General features: G+C 44.5%; 9 protein-coding genes and 2 tRNA genes. 5 read left to right on the plus strand and 6 right to left on the minus strand.

Features of this window, described 5'->3' with window-relative positions; translation table 11 throughout:
• The coding region (locus HLM86_RS12755; RefSeq protein ID WP_170883051.1) for a hypothetical protein at nt 1-8,071 on the minus strand (8,071 nt) is incomplete at its 3' end.
• Between the two features lie 267 nt (nt 8,072-8,338).
• Here HLM86_RS12755 and HLM86_RS12760 point away from each other — a divergent pair.
• On the plus strand, nt 8,339-9,292 hold the full coding sequence (locus HLM86_RS12760) for a peptidoglycan DD-metalloendopeptidase family protein (protein ID WP_170883053.1): 954 nt from the start codon (nt 8,339-8,341) through the stop codon (nt 9,290-9,292).
• 1,003 nt (nt 9,293-10,295) lie between these two features.
• On the opposite strand, the gene HLM86_RS12765 is transcribed toward HLM86_RS12760, so the two are convergent.
• From HLM86_RS12765 to HLM86_RS12775, 3 genes are all read right to left on the minus strand, one after another.
• Nucleotides 10,296-10,369: transfer RNA gene (locus HLM86_RS12765), tRNA-Gly, on the minus strand.
• A gap of 17 nt (nt 10,370-10,386) precedes the next feature.
• Nucleotides 10,387-10,460, minus strand: a tRNA-Gly gene (locus HLM86_RS12770).
• Nucleotides 10,461-10,594: 134 nt separating this feature from the next.
• Complete coding sequence (locus HLM86_RS12775) at nt 10,595-11,959, minus strand: sensor domain-containing diguanylate cyclase (protein ID WP_170883055.1); 1,365 nt, start codon at nt 11,957-11,959, stop codon at nt 10,595-10,597.
• Nucleotides 11,960-12,466: 507 nt separating this feature from the next.
• Here HLM86_RS12775 and HLM86_RS12780 point away from each other — a divergent pair.
• Both HLM86_RS12780 and HLM86_RS12785 read left to right on the plus strand, forming a co-directional pair.
• A complete protein-coding gene (locus tag HLM86_RS12780; protein WP_170883057.1) occupies nt 12,467-13,699 on the plus strand; it encodes an L-lactate MFS transporter in 1,233 nt (410 codons plus the stop codon).
• A gap of 516 nt (nt 13,700-14,215) precedes the next feature.
• Complete coding sequence (locus HLM86_RS12785; RefSeq protein WP_170883058.1) at nt 14,216-14,401, plus strand: hypothetical protein; 186 nt, start codon at nt 14,216-14,218, stop codon at nt 14,399-14,401.
• Nucleotides 14,402-14,472: 71 nt separating this feature from the next.
• Here HLM86_RS12785 and HLM86_RS12790 read toward each other — a convergent pair whose 3' ends face one another.
• The gene (locus tag HLM86_RS12790; protein ID WP_076590548.1) at nt 14,473-14,925 is read right to left on the minus strand and encodes an RNA-binding S4 domain-containing protein; all 453 of its coding nucleotides are present in this window, start codon (nt 14,923-14,925) and stop codon (nt 14,473-14,475) included.
• 131 nt (nt 14,926-15,056) lie between these two features.
• Between HLM86_RS12790 and HLM86_RS12795 the strand changes: the two genes are divergently transcribed.
• The gene (locus HLM86_RS12795; protein ID WP_170883084.1) at nt 15,057-15,824 is read left to right on the plus strand and encodes a substrate-binding periplasmic protein; all 768 of its coding nucleotides are present in this window, start codon (nt 15,057-15,059) and stop codon (nt 15,822-15,824) included.
• 10 nt (nt 15,825-15,834) lie between these two features.
• Here HLM86_RS12795 and HLM86_RS12800 read toward each other — a convergent pair whose 3' ends face one another.
• Nucleotides 15,835-17,484 carry a response regulator gene (locus HLM86_RS12800; protein WP_170883060.1) on the minus strand — a complete coding sequence of 550 codons (1,650 nt, stop codon included), beginning with the start codon at nt 17,482-17,484 and terminating at the stop codon, nt 15,835-15,837.
• A 500-nt stretch (nt 17,485-17,984) separates the two neighbouring features.
• Between HLM86_RS12800 and HLM86_RS12805 the strand changes: the two genes are divergently transcribed.
• The gene (locus HLM86_RS12805; RefSeq protein ID WP_076590547.1) at nt 17,985-19,760 is read left to right on the plus strand and encodes a bifunctional diguanylate cyclase/phosphodiesterase; all 1,776 of its coding nucleotides are present in this window, start codon (nt 17,985-17,987) and stop codon (nt 19,758-19,760) included.
• Nucleotides 19,761-19,997: the final 237 nt, after the last annotated feature.

A 19,997-nucleotide genomic window follows, 5' to 3' on the forward strand; every position in this document is an offset into this window, starting at 1 on the left:
CTGGAGTGATCTCAAAACTCACCGTTTTCTGCGTATTCTGACTATCCAACAAGCTCAACGTCACCGTCGCGGTGTCACCCACACGGCCCGCGTTGCCATTGAATGTGATACGGCCCGCGTTAATCTCCAGTTGGTTTATTGTTATACTCGGTCTTAGTAGGATTTTTTTTTCTGAATACACTTCACCTTCGTTACCAAACTCATCACGATACCCTGAAATCACCACCGCTAACGCCAAATCTTCAGACGTCGCTTTGGCTATCGCGGTCCCTGTCCATTTCTTAGCGCTATCTTGTGTTTCCCAAAGAATTTTATTGGTTGAGTCACCGAGATAAGATGTACTTGGCATAGTCGTTTTTTCAGCAAACGTTACATTAAAGGTAATCTGTTCGTTTGTGTTAACCAATTCAGAGCTCAGTTCAACGAGAGTCGGTGATGGAGCGCTATTCTTTACCGCAAATTCTTCACTAAAGGCAACAACGGGGCCTTCCACCCCTGTGACTTCATTCTTCACCATTCCAGCCGCGATGGTAAACCTGACGCTTTTGTCGGTATCAGTCGGTGTCGTGTAGTCAAACAGCCATGTTTTTCTGTCGGTTGTTTGGAGTTGAGTAAGGCTCCCAACGTCACCGCCGTCATTCACAGTCACTGTGATGTCTTGTTGAACAAATTCCTGTACCGCTTCATTAAACACAATCTTAAATCGGGCCTTTACCCCCCCGCCCAGCGTCCTTTTTCCTGACTCAGTCATGATCGACGATACCGTTGGAGCCTCCGCCTCATCAACCTCAAACTGAGTTGCTGGAGTGATGGTTTCTCTGCCAACTAAATCCACCACTTTAACCGTCGCTTTGTACCCCCCCACAGGCAGTTGCAATTTGAGTTGGTAGTCTTGGTCAGTACCCACTTTAACCATGGGATAAGACTTGGAGAACGGCCCATCTGTACTCGTCAGTGTCACGGTGGCAGCATCGAAGTTGACATCCTTGATCTCAGCGAGCACCGTCACCTCATATTGATTACTCTGCGGCTTTTCACTAACATCTATCCTAAGGTTGTTGACAACTGGATCCAGAAAGTCCACCACGGTTAACACGCCTTCAGTACTGAACGCTTTACCAGAAAACGTGAAGTTATCAGACGTTCTACCAATAGAGTCCATGACTTCGATTCTCAGTTTGTAACTGCCTTGGGCATCGAGGTCCAACGTTAATTCATCCTTTTCATCCTGACTCGAAAAGCGTCCTTCTTTCAATATTTGGCTATCCGGTGTAACCGAATCCAAAATGATTTTATATTTGGCTGCCGTGACATCCGAATCCGTCTGAGTATTTTTTAAGGTAAACGCTTGAGCTGACTTTTTAATCGCGATTTTTTGTTCATTTAAGCCTGAGATTCCGTCCAATAGCAGTTCAATTTTCGGGACGGACAGATTGACTTTTACGTTCTGTATAAACGTATTGCCGGCGTCATCAAAGGCTTGTACTTTGACGGTCATTGTCGTTGTGTTTGTCAAGGTTTCAACAGGAATCTCCAACACGTTGAAAGGTACTTTAACAACCTCTGTGTCTTGGTCAAAGGCCGTGTACTTGACCTTAGAGAGTTGGCTACCGCTATCCTCGATAGCAAATTCAAGTCTGACCTTGCCATTGTTGTCGTGAGTCAAATTCGTCAGTACATCACCAATAGTCGGTTCGGTTGTATCAATGGTGACCGACTCTACCGTTGATACGCCACTTTCGCCCCAAAAATCGGTGACCACCACTTTAATGGGAACCACTTGCCCTTCTTTGTTCTGAGGAGTATCAATAGTGAATGTCTGGCATAATTTTTCAGGATCGTCAGTACATGTTTTAGCTTGCCCAAACATAGTCGGTTTTTCACGTCGTGAATAGGTGACGTTGTCCACTTCCACCTTCACATCATCAATCTTCGAACCAGCGTAAGATTTGACTTTGTAGACAACCACAAGGCTCTCGCCACTGACGTATTTAGGCACGTTCAGTTCAACGCCAATACCATCGGTAGCATCAGGCGTTTTGAACTCGATAGTTAGGTCCGTCCCGTTACCAGCTAAATCTGCCAAGTTACCGACTTTAAATACTTGATCGATATTGTTTATATCAATGAAGTCGGCATAAGGACCTCCAAACTCGCACGAAATACGGTTTTCATCCGTTTGATTGGCGACCTTTTTACACGACGTTGGCGTAATCGTTTTATTTAGCGATTCTAGTCGAGGAAACCGCGTATCATCAGTATCATCAGTATCATCAGTATCATCTGTCAATATTCCGGAGAGGTTGTCACTAAAGAACAAATCAAATTTGAGTTGCTTAGCTTTTGATTGCTCGTCATAAAACACATGCTGATTTTTCAAATTGAAGTCGCTGCCAGTGACGCAACGGTTGTTTTCAAATGTGCGACAGTATTCTGGTGCTTCGATATCTACTTGCTTGAAAGACCATTTTTGAACACTTTCCGCACCATTACTCCCTTTGGTCCAGAGAATGAACGATGGGTTATCCATGTTCGTATCAATCGATTTAATTTCACAGTCTTGATAGTTGTTGGTAAGCAGGCTTGACGCATTTTTATTCGCCTCATCTCCTCGCGGCTCTATGTCTGACGTATAATTATTGCGAACCCAACAGCGCATTTGAGAAGGCACCACCGTACCATCCAATGCCAGTTTCACGGACAAATTATGATTTGACGTATGAGTTGCAAAATCTATAGGTTCAACGATTGAAAGTTTAGGCCCACTGCGCGCAACAGAAAAAGGATAGGTTGTTTCTGTTTTTTCTTTCGCGCCTAAACTATTCACCTTAACTCTGTTCGAAGCGGTGAACTTTATAAGATAGTGACCATCGGAAGAAATAACGCCCTGATCAACGGTTGCAGCCCATAGGTTGCTTTCTCCCTCAACTTCCTTAAGAGTTAGTGTTCCAATTTGGGTGTTTTCCCCATTGAGAAGGGTACCTTTAAGCGCATCAATACCGCTTTTGTCTTCGACTTTTATCTTGACCTCAAGATTACCTTGTTTGGTGACTAAGTGCTGACTATTGCCTTGAGGCCTTTCTACGTCGGTACCATCCGCATACGCAATACTCACCAACTCGATTGACGGCAAACTGTTACGGACATTTATTTTCTTTGTAACTTCATGACGGTTACCACGTATATCACTTCCGGTCATTGTAAGATTCAAAACACCGTCAGTTAGGCTGTTTAACGATATACGTTTATCTACTATCGGCGTTCCTGTGCCAGATTTACTGCTGCCTTCCTCAAACAACCAATATGTGAGGCTATCATCGTCAATCCCTGCTGCGCCTTTGTTACCCTCCAATGAAATGTAATCTTGCGCGTTGACGGTGAACTGATAGTCACCTTTATAGTAAGCCATTGAATCATAACCAGACAGGTTAATTTCCGGGCCTTCTTTGTCAAACAGTACCTTGGTGCCGTTTGAGCCATGTGATGCGATATGTGAAAGTGTGTAATTGCCTTCGACATCGGTCGCTTTTATATAAAAGGTTGCAGATGGTATATCACCCACTGGGATGATCTTTTCACTTTCTATCTCAGTCACTGTAATCGCATCAACTAGATTACTACGAGAAACCCTTTTTATCAGTATGTCGTTAGGTTTATTGCCATCAATGTCTTCGACTTGATATTGATACAGCTCAAGCGTGATTGGGGTATCATTCGATAGTGAATCGTCTGCAATGTTCTTGAGCTTAACATGAAAAGTTTTTCCTAATACGTATGTCGAGCGATTGACATGAGTATCCTCTAACCAAGGTTCTTGCAAGTCTAAAACGGGCCCTTTACGATCAAAATAAACATTTATTTGTGTTTTTTCACTGGTATTAGCGGGCTTCGCTTTGTCGGTCGCCGAAATGTATAACGTACTTGGTGTATCGTGCTGTGTGAATGCCCTAGCGACCAATTTTACTTTCACGTTGGGTTGGTCGCCGATCAGGCATGGTTTTTCATCGGCTGAATCGAGTAAAGCACATGAAACCAGATCCTTAGTGCCTGATCCTTGAAGGTTGAGGCTGACCGAGACCCGCTCACCAGCACTAAATGGAGTAACGCCTTTGTCTCCTTGCCAGTTAATCGATGGCTGCAACATTTCATCACCTGAAAGCCAATTTTTTTCTGTTGTAGACAGCGCTTTACCGCCGTTTAGCAACGAGTTGACAATAGGAGGTGTGGTATCAAGCAAGATTTTTCCTACTTGTTTTGTTTGTCCATTTTCAAGGTAATCGGTTGCTTCAACATTGATGTTCCATTCACCATCACCTTGCAGATAGAAGTTATGTTCCCTTTCGGTTGGCCTACTATTACACCCTTCCCCCTCTTTTGAGCCACACAAACCAATCGCAAAAGAAGCGTCTTTGTTCAACAGCATCTTGGGGTCTACAAACGCGTAAACCCTTGTCTCAGTATGCTCTAGCGAAACGCGACGCTTGCTCGGCTGATCTCCTACCGCATCGCTCACCGAAAAATCCAAGGAAAAGAACTGCGAAGGATTAACAAATACGTCCTCCAAGGAAGTATCCCAATTTGCACCCGTACTGTCTTTCAAGTGGTAGGTTACGACAGGGACATCATTATCAACCACTAAGGTTTCAATATAATTATCGAGGGGATAACCTTTGAAGTCCTCTGCACTTATATGCAATAAGAATTTTTCAATATTCTTGTATTGATCTAACGTCGAATCTAATGAAAAATTATAACTCTTTTTATAAGTGCCACCCGTCGGATCATTGACAATAATACTCGCATCTTTCTCATTGTCGTCACCCAGCGATACCCACTTCGGTTGCACACTGGAAGCTTTAACCCCTGATGGGTCTTCGATTGTCAAGCTTACATCAACCTGACCAGCGATATAAGTGTTCGCGCCCTTTTGATACTGTTTTCCGGTGGTAATTGTCAGGTTGTGAGACGGGCCACTTTGGTCAATGCTACTGCCTTGCTGCTCAAAAATAGGCGTCTCTCCAAGTTTAGGAAAAGCCAAGGCCAGTTGATCTGCTATCTGTAGCGCAATTGGGGCAGAAACGAAATACGACCCCGATTGTGGATTAACCATACGTTCTTGGAATTTTTGCGCCCAAATGATCTGGTACGTTGCTGCGCCATGAGTAGGTAGTCCATGGGCCTTCCCATCCTTGAGGTCCTCATATATTTTGCGGGCAATCGAAGTGGAAGTATTAACCTCACTTGGTTCGCCATTTATAAACGCTAAGGACTCAGCAAGTAGGCGATGTTTTTGGGACGGTGATAGCGAAGTGAGCACAGAATCGCCGTTAGTGTCTCTTATGGCTTGTGCCTCTTCAATGGTCTCATAAGCAGTGCGGGTTGGATCAAAACCGAAAAATGAATCTGTCCCTTGTAACGCTTCTTGAACCAGAGCGAGGATCTCCTTAGCTCTCTCAACCGTCCTGTTTTGCCCATCCTGCCACAAAGATTCAAATAATGCAGAATGAAACACGGTTAATTCGTTAATATAAAAGGTTTGGGTCGCTTCAGGAGAAAAATAGACGGTAAAGTCTTTATCGCCCAAATCAACAGTAATCTCAGTCGGTGCCTCATTACTTTGACCGTACACCTCTGGATTGTAATAATATGTGGCACTACCGCTTAAAGATACACTAAAAACGCTAGCCATATCGCCACTGAGCTCGACGCGGCAGGAGGCGACATTCAAAGCTTCATCACCTGCAGCATTGAGCTCCTTTTTGGTAGTACACGCGCCAATATTTGAACCTGAGATAAGATCCTTAACCTGAACGTTCGCACCCGCATAAGGCGTCACGACCTTAACCTCAGGAAGGTCATAGGACATTTTGAAGAAGACGGTTTTTGTCAAGCTGGGATTTGTCGCTTGATCTTTCGCCGTAATTTCCAACTTATTGGGGACATTTTGCTCCACACCATTCAAAATATCATCGCTCAAAGGGATATAATAGTAAGCGAACTGATCCTTCTCTTGGTACTTTTTCCGAGGAATGTTTACTGCATTGCCTTCAATAGCGTTAACCACATGTGGAGCAGAAAAAGCGCCATTACGAAACACTGAATGCTTAACGATCAGGTTGATTTTGTCTGGCGTTGATTTTGGCGTACCCGTGTCCTCTACTTCCGCAATAAGATAAGGGACTTGCCTCAAGATCGTATTAGTATTGGTATCTTTCTCTATAAAATCTTTAGCCGATACAGCAGAAAAGTCACCAAAGTTACCACTAAATGCCCGCAACCCTTCTGTACCAGCGATATAGTCAACCCACAGTGAGGTCGGATCATCTTGAACTGTGTCTGCTGTATAGGTGGTTGGTAACCACCCCTTTGGATTTGACCCTTTTTCTCCGTTGTCGATAAACAAGAATTCAACTCCCGATCCAGATACACGTAGATTAGGAGGATTATTGTCACGCGTGACCGTTTTAATGTCGGAACCTTTAGCGCCGACGCTACTGGTGGCTGTCACCACAATTTCGGCTACATTACCCGAGAATATGTCTTCAGTTTGATAAGCCTTATTATAATCACACGTATATACTTTTGTTTCGCTATTCTGGCCGCAGGTGAGGTCAACGATTGTTGGTGCCCCTCCGTTAAAAGTAATCTCTGCGCTCTTAATTTTCTCTAAATAATCGACGGAAAAGCGTAAAGTGTAGGTATCTTCGCCATCCTGGACCGAATCTTGTGAAAGAATGTTCACTTGGGGTTCAGAATTATCCCACTTAAACTCGATATCTTTTGATCCTTCATTTTCGAGCGTGTCTTCGGCTTCCACAATTAATTTTGCCTGCCCTAAATCAGCACCGGAAACACTGTCTAATGCGAAGGTGTTTACTCTAACCCCAATAGTCGCTTCACGTTTGCCTTGTGTGAATTGGGTAAGATTCAACGAACAAAACTCAGGACTTTCGTTATTATCGAGATCGCAACTGAATTGCTGAACGGATTGACCTGCAGGCTGGTACGAAATGGAAATGCCAACATTATCAATACCCACATCATCACGCAGTGTAAGTGCAACCATATCCATGCCGTACAACTTCTGCTCACTATCACGACTAACGGTAGGCGGCTTCTCGTCGAGTGGTACCCCAGTGCCCGTTAGAATTGGACTGTCCAGAACATTCACTTTACCACTGAAAGACGTCAATTGATTCGGAGGTAACCCGACCAGATTAACCTCGCTATTATTGGCCGAAATAATAATATGTTTGGCTAACTCATGAGTATAGAGTTGAGTCATTGGTATTTCTTTTGGGTCCACGTGACCAAAACCGAGTCGTTTTGTAGTGTTGTCTTCAGTGAGACCCACTCCGTCTAACTTTCCATCTGCCTTGATGTCTTCGTATTGAATATTAGCCAAGTTTGCAGAGGAATGACGATTATGTTCGTCTTGAGGAAACTCGCTCGCGAAGGAAGAATACGCGGTGAGCAGCATCCCATACTCATGCCCCGGAGTCGCAACTTTGCTCGGGCCACCAGAAACAAAATCTACTGGCTTGGTCTCGATTACGTCAAAACCATACAGTTCCTTGACCGCATCATTGGATGACGTAATGGCATCGCTCGTATTATTGATATTGTTTTTGATTTTGAACTCGGTTAGCCCCACGGAGATATTCGTCAATGGAGTAACCATCACGGTGGCATTGCTCCCCTCTTGATAATTGATTGCGCTTTTAAAACTTAGGGAGAAGCCATCAACAAATTGAATGTCTGATCGCGTAAAGGGGTCCTGATAGCGGCCGCCGTTAGAAGTGATCAATATCGGTCTAGGCCCCGATGTCACTGGAATACTGTAATGACCATGTTGGTCAGTCTTTGTCACACCTAAATGGCGTCCAATTTTTCCATTGTCATATTCCCAAGCAGTCACTGTCGCACCAACCACTGGCGCATCATAAACATACCCCGAAATCGAACCAACTTTTCGTGCAGGGGGCGACTTGTCGTCACCATCGCCGCCACCGCCGCCACACGCTGAAAGGAATATAGAGGCACACAGTGCCAAATAATTATAATGTTTCATTTTTACGCCAATGCCAATGACAGTTTGAATTATCAGCGATTATATTTAGGTATTTAAATTTCTCAACGTTGCGAAATGACTGGCGAAACCCTCATTTTGACTATTCAAACCAAGCTTTTGTTGGTTAATTCTCCCCTATCACCTGCATTATGTTTTTATTACCCTGCGAATTGACTTTTTATTGTCAAATTTACAAAAAAATATATCTAGATTTTGATAAATAAATCTCTATCATTGCCACTCAATCACCAAAAACTAATGAACTCCATGCCTTCAATACCTCTTGCTCAAAGAAGCCTTCGAGATTCTCTGTCACTTTGGTATCTGGCGTTTATTCCTTTGACCGTGTGTTTATTGTTAGAATTTATCCCTCATTTTTTTGGCGTTCCTTCACCCAAAAACGCGATGCCTAAGGTTAAAGTAGAGGCACAAATCGACTTACCATCAACACCAACAGCTAATATTTCTCGTGTATTGACTAGCCGCGTTGGCTATTCGTTTTATGGTGCAGCCGTCAGCCTTAATCTCAAGCCTGACGTTATTCAGGAATTAACCTCCCTCTCATCGGGTAAGTTCGATTTTATTCACTCTGTAGCGAGCAACGGTACGTTTTCAGTTAAGTTGGATAACAATCAACGCCTACGGGCATTTCTATATCAAGACAGCCGCAAGACGTATTATATTTATCACAACAATAACACGACTCTATACAGTCAAGATGGTAAACGATTCTACAAAGACAAACTGTTGCTCTCACCGGTTTCACGCCAGTTTCGTATCAGCTCTGCCTTTAATCCATCTCGACGCCACCCAATCACCCAGAAGGTCACAGGCCACCTAGGTACTGACTACGCTGTCCCAATTTCAACGCCCGTGGTGACGATTTCATCCGGTGAGATCCTCGCATCTCGTTATCATCCGTTAGCCGGCCACTATATAGTGGTCGCACACCCGAATGGGTTAAAGACGCGCTATCTGCATTTGTCAAAACGCTTTGTTAGTAAAGGCGAGAGTGTCATGCAAGGACAAAGTCTTGGACTCAGTGGCAATAGCGGCCGAACCACAGGCCCACACCTCCACTTTGAGCTTTGGAAAGACGGTCGACCAATTGACTTTGAAAAAAAACGAGCCTTTGCAGAAAAAGTGGCGGTAGCGGCCATCTCGTCCCAAACCGTTCAGGCCAAGAAAACGTTCGCTACCCTGAAAAGCTCGTTGAATTAAATTGACCTGTGTTATTCCAGCAGGGAACTTAAATTGAGGAGAATAATTTTATTCTCGAAGTGTTTATGCTCAGAAGAGGGCGCTGAATGTATACGAATGAACGTCGGCAAGCTTACATAGACCTTCATCTCGGTCTATTTTTTTATCCTGATAGGATATGCTCGTAACCCCAAATTAACTGACACAGAATTATGAACGGTCTCTTTTCGGGACAATAATGGTGACTCTCTTTTATTGACCTTAATCGCCTGTCCTTTTTCTATTCCTCTGCTGTCAAAATAAAGTGCAATCATTGTTATAAGCAATGTTTCAATAAATCTAACCACGGTTCAATTAAATCGACATCACCAGAATCCAATATACATATCGTCAAATAGGCAAGTATGATTGTTGATGCCGCCAAAAGACGAATATTTTTTGAAAGCCAGCTGTCTGATTTCATGTCGTTACCATGCCGTTGGCTGACCTCTTTGTCTTGCTAAACCAACGCATTGAGCTGAGCAATGTTAAAAACTATTCACTTCTTTTTCTAACTCAATTTTTAACGGTTCGCGTTCTTGATCTGATGTCACTAATTTATCTATTGTACGGCCTATTGAATCAACTAATTTACTTGCGCGGATGAAAGTGTAGATGTAATAAAAGACATAAAACCTCCTTGTCGGCTTTAATTTTAAATCATGAATTGTTCGACAGATTAGGGGACTAGATATTGAGTAGTTCTGATCCGATCCAGTCAGACTAGAGCCGATAAAACTTCTCGAAGTGACTCAGATAATGAGCCATCACTAAACGAAATAACAACTTCTCAATCAAAAGACATTTGAATAGTTTAAGTTACTATCTATCACACAGCGGTCATCAAAGGGCCACTGTGGATTCACGCCCTTCAGTAAGGCATTCGCTCAAACGTCAAACACAGAAAACACGCAATTAAGCGCGAGAATGATAACATTGATTGTGGATTAATTTGGCTTTGGACTAAAGCAAGAATTGCGTTATTTGGAGCGTGCAGTGGGAATCGAACCCACATCATCAGCTTGGAAGGCTGAGGTAATGCCATTATACGATGCACGCATAGGATGCTGAGAGATTGGAGCGTGCAGTGGGAATCGAACCCACATCATCAGCTTGGAAGGCTGAGGTAATGCCATTATACGATGCACGCATCATCGTCGAAGCACGTACAATATGCCACATCAACCTGAAAAGAAAAGTCTTTTTTTACAATATTCGGTTCGTTTGCTGGCTTTGAACTCAATCTGATGATTTTTCGACCGATTTCATCGATTTCATCTGTTTTTATGAGGCCATTTTTCGGATCACAACACGATCTTTGCCTAATGCTTTGGCTTCGTACATCAGATGATCCGCATCCGATAGGGGTATATCCGCGCTTGAGCGCGGGTAATAGGCACACCCTAGGCTTACGGTGACTTTGTGGTCTGGTTCGCCACCGAAGTCAATGTTACGAATTAATTCACAAATGGTTTGGGATACTTTTTTGATTCTCAATTCATCTTGGTTACTGACGACCAAAGCAAATTCTTCCCCACCAATTCGACCAAGAAGATCGTCAGGCCCAGTGTAATTTTGAATCGTTTGTGCCACCTTCTGAATCACCCAATCCCCAACATGATGCCCATAGCGATCATTTATCTTTTTGAAATCATCGATATCAAACACCATCACACACACGTGACTCGCTTTTGTTAGACAATGATGAAACTCTTCAACAAAATGTCGTCGATTACTTAGCCCCGTTAGGTAATCGGTTTCCGACAGTACTTTCAGCTCTTGATTGGCTACTGCCAGCTGGCGTGTTTTGGCTTTAACCGTGACCTTGAGTACCAAAATGTAAGACACCGCAAGTAAAACGGCAATGGCAATCAAGAGTGGCGCTAAATAAGCAGGGTAGACGGTATTGATGTGCATCCATCGGCTAAAAATACGCCGCTTCTCATCATCAGAGATCAACGCCTGACCTTGGCGAACCTGATTTTGCAATTCACGGTTCCCCTCGGCCACCGCCGATCTAAGATCCCCAGAATACAAATGACGGACACCGATGAAGGCGTTGCTCTTGTGACTGCTCAGCAAGTAGTAGCTCGCGACCTGAAGATCGGCGACAAACGCCTGTATTTCACCATTGAACGCGGCGTCAATCATGATTTGGTTATTGGTAAACGTAATCAAATTTAGATTTGGGTAATGAAGACGGGTATAGTCCGCTTCATATCCCCCTTCCACGACACCAACCTGAAAATCGTGTTCCCCCAACATGAATTCATTTAAGTCAAGGCCAATCAGACTCTGACTAATATACATCTGGGTATCAATCGTCATAATCGAAGGCGTGTAATCAAAAAAACTGTCCCTTTGTTCTGACCACAATAATCCCGCATGGAGATCGGCCCGACCGCTTTTAACTGCTTCAAGAGATTCATTCCAATCAAGCAACAGAAATTCAACCTCAACATTATTAATCCGCGCGTACTCTTTCCAGTAATCCACGAGAATGCCCGCTGGCTGGTTACGGTCATCAAGGTAGGAAAACGGCTTCCACGCTTTGGAGTTCGTAACCACTAGCGGGGTTGGATCGGCAACTTTTGCCGCAGCAGCAGAAACCATGGCCGCCAGTATCACAATTTGAATGATACGAAACATACACAACGTCAACCAATCAGTGCCCATTGCTCAGTAGCGAACGCATGGGCGGTTTATTTAATATTACTATCAATAATAGACCGCTGGCGTCTATTCGCCAGTGCTCATCGGGCGATGATGGCCTTCTTTATTGGGGCGTATAATCGAGTGCTTTTGTTACCTCAGTAAAGCATCTAGGTCGAGCAAAACAACTTGACGGAGAAGCCGTCAATCATAGAGTTCGATGCCTTATGGCAGCGCTTATCATGATCTGCGGCGTTAAGAGCGGAAGGTTTGCTACACAAAAACAACAATCGAGACATCAAATTAACATTCACAAATAATATCAGGATCCCATCAAAAACTGATTCCAATCATCGCAGCTTTGGTTATAATTCGCGCCCGTTACGCTTTGTGTTGATAAACGCAAACTTAATTTTAATAAATCGATATTCACCGATCCGCGTTACTGACATGATCGATGATTCACCCTCCTCTCTTTATATAGAGAGTCAATTGAGAAATGAAATGAGTAAGATTGATAAAGCGACACGAATTCTGCTAGCAGGATTTTGTATCAACCTTTGTCTTGGCATCTTATATGCCTGGAGTGTATTCAATAAAGCGCTGGTCACGGAAGCCGGCTGGAGTGCCGCTGAAGCTTCTGCCCCTTACGCGATGGCCACCATCACTTTCTCTGTGTGTTTACTGGTTGCTGGCATCCTACAAGATAGAATGGGGCCACGTAAGATTTTGCTGTTGGGGACGAGCCTAACCGGCTTAGGTATGATTGCTTCTGGTTTCGCGACGACACCACTGCTCCTCAATATGACGTTTGGCGTGATCACAGGGGCGGGAATCGGTTTTGGTTACGCTTGCCTGAGCCCATCGGCAATGAAGTGGTTCCACCCTTCAAAGAAAGGGATGGTTAACGGCCTGATTGCCGCTGGATTCGGCTTAGCCGCTATCTATCTCGCCCCGCTTACTGCGGCTCTGATTGAACATGTGGGTATCCAAACCAGCTTTATGCTGCTCGGTGCGGGTATTCTTGCTATTGCTGTCCCCTTAGCCGCGACAATTTATAACCCACCGGCAGGTTACACCCCGACGCCACCGCAAGTGAAAGCAGGGCAGATCGCCCCGACCGTGGCAGACACTGAGGATGTAAACTGGCGCTCAATGCTCAAAACCCCACAATTCTACTCGTTGTGGATCATGTATGCTCTTGCTGCGTCTGTTGGTTTGATGATCATCGGTAATATTACCACCATTGCGAGCATACAAGCGGATCTACCCAATGCTGTCTATTTAGCGTCTGTGCTGGCGGTATTTAATTCTGGTGGTCGTGTCGTAGCAGGCATGTTGGCAGATAAAATTGGCGGCGTGCGTACTTTGCTATTAGCCTTTTTGCTGCAAGGCGTTAATATGGCCCTGTTTGCTGGCTTTGATTCTGAATTTACTCTGGTTGTCGGAACAGCAATTGCCGCTGTTGGTTACGGTACCCTGCTCGCTGTATTCCCAACGCTAACCGCAGAATTTTACGGATTGAAAAATTATGGCACCAACTATGGTGTCTTGTACACCGCATGGGGTCTAGGCGGAGCGATTGGTGCGGTCGTGGTCGGCTATTCAATGACTAGTGGTGGCCACTATGGGATAGCGTATTCGGTTTCTGCCGTGATGATGGGCGTGTGTATTCTTTTAGCACTGATCACAAAACCCCTATCCCAGTCAAAGGTAGCTGAGCTGAAAAACGCCTGATCGTTTCACTTTTTGAACAAAGGCTCAACCTAAAGGTTGAGCCTTTTTTGTATTGGTCTCTCACCCCGCTGTTTATCAATGATGACTTGGGGAATGTTGTTAAAAAGTGACGCCGTCACTTTAAGGACGGCGTGCACCTGTCGATATCGCTGTCACTGGATACTCAGTCTTAATAAGGTGTCATTCGTTTGCTCGGCAATAAAGCACCGTGAAAGACTACAACCGTGATTTTTAAATGACTAAAACGGCATGGCTTTGATACTTGATACGATGTGTCTCTGAAAAAACGCAGCGGTCATTCTCATTGTGGTGATCGTTCAGCGACCTGACTCGTAAGTGGGATTGCAAGGCCAAAACCTCACATTTAATGAAGGCGGTTCAACAACTGAGGTTGTGAGTAACTGTTAGAGAGGTAGATTAAGGCAGGTAAAGCTGACGAAGGTTGGACGTTTGGCTATAATATTTTTGAGCGTACACCGAATCGTTCAACCGAGCGTCTTAACGCGGGAGGTGAGCATGAGTATTAGAGACAGTATTAGAGCGATTGAGCAGCAGATATACATCGCTTGCTCAGAAGGGGATTATGACACGGTCCAGATGCTTGAGCACCAGCTCGATTGTCTGAAAGTCAAAGATGACAGCGCCTTGGATGATCCTTATGCTCCTGAAGGGAAATTTTATCCCGACGATGACTGGCACTAGTCCAGATAATACTCACGTTAAAGCCCCGTAACTACGGGGCTTTTTATCACATTAATACGAGTCACGTAGCTTCATAAAAAGTCAATCTGTGATCGACCTATTTCATTTTTCTTCGCCGCCGTATCGGGCGTCTTTTGTTGCACAGGCTGTGCGCTACCGTGACGCGCTGCTTTATCGCTGCCTTTGTCTTTAGCAGGTTTCGACGCTTGGCTAACCTCAGCGTCTTGCTGCGCTTTAGGTGCCGCTTCTCGGTTAGGTTGCTGAACGGGTGCATCACAGACCACCACGTAGTACTCTTGGTTAAACTCGAAGAAATCACCATCGTACATTTTGCGACGTTTACGAGTTTCCAGTTCACCATTAACCGCGACATACCCTTCAGAGATCAAATGCTTAGCTTCACCACCTCCCGCTACTAAGTTGGCAATTTTGAACACCTTGTACAGCTCAATCGGCTGCACAGAGACCTCAATACCAATGGCTTCAATCTCTATTTCTTGTTCGTCTTGGTTGTCTTGAGTCATAGCCTGATTTTATCGCAGTAAGAAAAACCCAGAGTCTAATGCCTATTCTTCAATAAATAAACTAAAGTTAAACGAAGAGTTGTGCGTAACAGGAACTGATTTTGCTCAAACACGTGCTTTTACTATGGCTAATGTCTTCGCAAGCGCTGGCTTATCAACCCCCAACCAAAGTACTGGTTTACGGTGATGATGCTTATCCACCTTATAGTTACGTCGAAGATGGTGTAGCCAAGGGCATTTATAGTGATATTCTACGTCGGGTATTTGAAGACTTACCTGAGTACGACGTCACCCTCGTGCCTATTCCATGGCAGCGCGGACTCAAGATGTTGAAAGTCGGTCAGGGGTTTGCTTTGTATCCACCTTACTATTACTCTGACAAGCGTGCTTACATTTACCCCTACTCTCAACCGATACTTGATGAAGAAGTCGTCGTATTTTGTAATCAAGAAAGCTTGCAAGGTCGGCCTAAAAACAATTGGCCAACAGACTATTTTGGCCTGACTGTTGGAGTCAATGAAGCCTTTGCTTTGGGTGGAAATCAATTCTGGGATGCCGTCAAAGCTGGAAAGATTAACTTGGTTGAAGCAAAAGGCAATCGGCCTAACCTACTTAACTTACACGACAAAAAAACCGACTGCTACATCAATGATCGCATCTCGATCCTTTGGGAAATCAGCCAAATGGCCAACGAGAATCTGCTCCCTTCCGACTGGCAACCCACGCTTGGCGCTATTGTCAGCGCTGAGCAAGGTTATCTTGGCTTTACCAATCAGGCCCCACAAGCTTTCCCGTATAAAAAAGACTTTGTTGATAAATTCAACACCGCCTTGATTACACTGCAGCAGCAGGGAGAAATTCAAAAAATCATTAACAGTTATTTTGATAGCACAAATTAACTGAGTTTACCTACACTGCCTTAATCATTTGATTGAATCTGAGTTTCAGCCGTTTGAGGTTCTGGTGGACATCAATTAACTGGCTACGTCGCATTCCCAAAGAATGGTGCAATGCGGCTTCACAATTAACAATCGCATTGCGCACATCCGTCATTGGAATTGATGGCGGTATTTCCCGCTCGAACAGCGTGATAAGTCGAGTCGCTACCGCAATGCAATGCGGCCGTGATTTAAAGACCTCAAGACAAAATGAAATCGCTTTGCGTACTGAGTCTTGCTCGTAACGATCGATTTGAGCAATCAATCGTTTTAAAGCGGATTGACGCTTTTGTCCGTTTTCTATTTGCGTGTCAATGAGGCGTTTCAAGCACACACCCGCTAAAGACTCATCAAAATAGTCACCATGTGAACGCACAAACTGGGCGACCCGACTAAACCAATAGTAGTTATCAGTAATGTAGAGCAGATACAATAAATACAGCAGCGCCATTAGATCGAGTTTCTTGAACTGTTTCAGTAGCCCAACCAACTTAGTACGTGCTTCTTTGTATTTGCTTTGCACCAGCTCGATATGCACATCCAGTAATAGCAGCGCCAATTCATTGCGGCCATCGAGATCGGCGTTGACTAGCCGTTGCAACTCTTGATAAGCGCTCCGAGTCACCGACTGCGCCAGCTCGTAGGCACACTTGAGTTTGAGACGGATAAAATCAATCTCACTTCTCACCCCGCAGCGATGAGTATTGGCAATGTTCTGACGGTATATTGAGTATCCACTCAATGCGTCTTGATGATCGTCGTTCATCTCACAAAGACGTGAGTAGGCAAGTAAACGCGTCGCTTCACCTTTAGACAAACTGACCGCCTGATCAAGGGCCTGTTTGGCACCTTTACGATCATTCAGTTGCAAACACGCCAACGCCAGTTCATCGCAAATTTTAGCGCTGCGCTTCCCGCCTGTATTCACCGTCCAACAGTTCAACGTCTCTTGAACTTGAGTAAAACGATTCAGCCCTATCAGCGCACGGACTTGGCCGAGTAACACCCAGTGACTGTTTTTCTTTTCAGCACAACGTTGGTAAAAAGCCAGTGCCTCCGAGTAAATGCCGCAGGCTAATTTACGTTCTCCTAGGAGTCGATTGAGGCTGTCGGTGTATTCTGGAAAGTTCACCTTCGCTCGTTCAAAACAGCGGTTTTCTTCCTCAGCATCGATCGTGATCGGCAGCCGAGCCAATGGCGCCAGTGTCTGTTTGCGTTTATAGACGCCAGCGATACGCTTCTTAAATTGAAAGAGTGAATAGGGTTTTACCACGTAGTCATCCGGTTCAGCTTCTACAATCGAGTGCACCACGTCAGCACTGGTCTCACTGGTGAGCATCACGACTGCGCATTCAGGACGGAGTAAACCTAAATGCTGGCATTCCTCATAAATTTGTTTGCCGTTGAGTAATCGGCTGAAATAGTAATCGCAAATAAAGACGTCAATGGCGATTTCTTCCAGCGTTTTATAAATCGTTTTTATATCTTTGGCGGAAAAGATCAATCGATGACTAAAGCCTATTTCACTGAGTAAAATACGTAAGTTGGCCACCACCAAAGGGGAATCATCCGCTATCAGCACCCCAGCCTGACTGATGTTTTGTACTTGACTCTGCATCATTCAAACTTACTTAGACTTAAGAATAAGTCGATAGCGTATAGAAAAAAAAAGTATATGCACATATCCTGTTTATCAGTGTTGTGTTAAATCCATCCCGAATCAGAAATACAATAAATATTATCAACAATCACATTCGCTATTTCTATGCGCTTGCTTCACCATAATATTTCGATGACGGGATCCCCACAGGCAATCCGTCAAAATATCGATATCTGACCCATTTACTCTTTTAAAATGTCTATTAATTAAGCACAGAAGCATCACAGAGTTGGACGACAACGATATTAGCCAATATCGAAAAATCCAAGTTGATAATCTTTTTCATTGAAAAATGTGAACGCATATCAATAAAGCTCACATTTGCTGACGAATAAAGGGTTCACTACTGGAGATGAATAAATATTTCATGTTACATATATACACTACACGGAAGGTATTTATGCGTTCAATCAAATGGCTATGACGGCTGGTCGTACGATAAATTGGGTACATCGGATTATATGTCACAAGTAATAAAGAACAATTCTCCGCATTTGGAGGTTTCATTGCTACCGGAACATCGCTCTTCTCAGTCGCTCACTGAGCAAGATACGCGCCCTCCTGCTTTAAGCGGTGCGGAGCTCGATGAACTGATGGATAACCACTTTAAACACATGTTTGATGTGTTCAATGATGGTATCTTCTATATGACTGGTGAGCATGTCTTTTTTTACAATCCATCATTTTACGATCATTACGATATTGAACCCGGCCTCAATCACCTCGATTCGTGGTTGGCTTTGGTCCATCCGCTGGACAAACACATACTGCAACAGCGCGTCACAGAGCACCTTTATAGCGAAGAGTCTAAAATGACCAGCCAATACCGTGTCAGGTGCAAAACAGGGCAATATGTGTGGATCGAAGGCACAGCCCTAACCAAAAACATCGATGGGCAACATTTTATGGTCGGTTGTCACCGCGATATTTCTGACCGGAAGTTGATGGAAACCTACGTCCAACAAGCCGCATTCAGAGACAATGCCTCTGGGCTATCAAATGGCCCCAAACTGGCTCTGGATCTCGAGGGTCTGGCCGATCAGCAACCCGGATTGTACTCGTTGGCCTACATACAAATCGGCGACATTCGATCGTTTCTCAGTGCCTATGGCCCTGATATCCTTCGCGAGGTTATGGTTAACCTTATTACAGCGCTAAACTCTTTTTCAGAAGAATTCATCGACATTTATCGCGTTCGTTCAGACGATTTTGTGGTGCTGATTCGCGGCCATTACGCCACAGAACAGCTGCTGGTTCTTGGCCAAAGAATATCCCTTGCCTATCAGGGTTCCGTCAAAGCCAACGGTTTTAGCTACTTTACCGACATTAGTATTGGTATCTACCCAAGCTTTGATATGCAGCTAGGGACAGAAGAAATCATCAAAATTGCCGCTAGAACCTGCCAATTTGCCAGCGAAAAACGGGCATCTAGGGTTGGGGTCTACAGTGATGCGACCAAAGCGAATGTTGATCGCCACTTTTACATCGAAAGAGAGCTCGCTAGCGCGATTCAACATGACAAGCTGACGGTCAAGTTCCAGCCAATAATCTGTGCTCAGGGCAACCGGGTTGCCAGCTTTGAAGCACTGGTTCGCTGGCGCAGTAAAGAGATTGGTGAAATCTATCCTGACGAGTTTATCCAAATCGCAGAAAAAAAAGGCGTGATAGTCGATCTTGGCTATTTGGTCTTTGAGAAAGCCTGCAAATTCTCCAAACATTATTTCCACACCCACGGCTACAATATCCGAGTAAACGTCAATGTCTCGGTACTTCAACTGCTCAACCACCAATTTCCGAATAAGCTTAAGGCGTTAGCCGATGAGCAAGGGATCGACACGAAACACATTGTCTTAGAATTGACTGAAACCCTTATTCTGGATGGGAATAAAAGCGCGATCTCACAACTGAACCGACTCAGTGATTTTGGTTTTCTGCTCTCGCTGGATGATTTTGGTTCTGGTTACAGCTCGCTAAACAGTTTCTTTGATCTTCCCTTAAAGCAAATTAAGGTCGATAAGTCGATGGCTTGGCGCTGCTTAGATAACCCTGTCACGCTGGAATACCTGACTTTCATTACGCAGTTGTGTAAGGCCCATCAAGTCGATGTCGTGGTTGAGGGGATCGAAACGGCTGAAATGCAAAAATGTTTTACCGACATGGGCGCGTCCTACCTACAGGGCTATTGGTTCTCGAAACCCTTGTCGATTGCCAGTGCCAGCCAATACACACTCGTCTAAATCCACTTTTCACCGACCTCTGGTTACACGCCACATCCATTTTCTGTCTCAATACCAAGATTATCGCTCACGATCATCGGATAGTATTTGACTCGACCCTATGATCTGTAGAAAATCTCACCACATTTGATAGATGAATCGGTTCTTGTAGGTTATATAATCAGCAAATGAGTCAGCATTCCGCGACACTCAGGCACTGATTAGACACCAACACAGCGAGGAAAACAGCGTTTTCCA

Source organism: Vibrio ostreicida, assembly GCF_013074385.2.
Classification (GTDB): Bacteria; Pseudomonadota; Gammaproteobacteria; order Enterobacterales; family Vibrionaceae; genus Vibrio; species Vibrio ostreicida.